We start from the raw sequence: 541 nt of genomic DNA, 5'->3' as shown, positions 1-541 counted from the left end.
CACGCTGTCATACAGGGGTTCGAATCCCCTACGGGTCACCATTTATCTGGAGGATTAGCTCAGCTGGGAGAGCATCTGCCTTACAAGCAGAGGGTCGGCGGTTCGATCCCGTCATCCTCCACCATTTGTTTTTAAAAATGCAAATTTTTGCATCATATGGGGAGATAGTGAAGTGGCTAAACACGGCAGACTGTAAATCTGCTCCCTCAGGGTTCGGCGGTTCGAATCCGTCTCTCCCCACCATTCCTATTGGGGTATAGCCAAGCGGTAAGGCAACGGACTTTGACTCCGTCATTCCCAGGTTCAAATCCTGGTACCCCAGCCATAGGGAGCCATTAGCTCAGTTGGTAGAGCATCTGACTTTTAATCAGAGGGTCGAAGGTTCGAGTCCTTCATGGCTCACCATTTTTAGTTTGCGGACGTAGCTCAATTGGTAGAGCGTCGCCTTGCCAAGGCGAAGGTCGCGGGTTCGAGACCCGTCGTCCGCTCCATATATTATGTGCCCTTAGCTCAGCTGGATAGAGCGTTTGACTACGAATCA

General features: G+C 51.2%; 5 tRNA genes. All 5 read left to right on the top strand.

What is annotated here, in order from left to right:
* Window positions 1-48: 48 nt before the first annotated feature.
* The 5 genes from O0550_RS24090 to O0550_RS24070 all read left to right on the top strand — a co-directional run bounded on the left by O0550_RS24090 (window position 49) and on the right by O0550_RS24070 (window position 491).
* Window positions 49-124 (top strand) — tRNA-Val (locus O0550_RS24090).
* Window positions 125-158: 34 nt separating this feature from the next.
* A tRNA-Tyr gene (locus O0550_RS24085) sits at window positions 159-243 on the top strand.
* 7 nt (window positions 244-250) lie between these two features.
* Window positions 251-325, top strand: a tRNA-Gln gene (locus O0550_RS24080).
* Window positions 326-329: 4 nt separating this feature from the next.
* Window positions 330-405 (top strand) — tRNA-Lys (locus tag O0550_RS24075).
* 10 nt (window positions 406-415) lie between these two features.
* Window positions 416-491: transfer RNA gene (locus O0550_RS24070), tRNA-Gly, on the top strand.
* The last annotated feature ends 50 nt before the right edge of the window (window positions 492-541 follow it).

This window comes from Brevibacillus halotolerans, from assembly GCF_026891775.1.
Lineage (GTDB): Bacteria > Bacillota > Bacilli > Brevibacillales > Brevibacillaceae > Brevibacillus_B > Brevibacillus_B halotolerans.
This window is presented reverse-complemented; position numbering and strand designations above follow the sequence as displayed.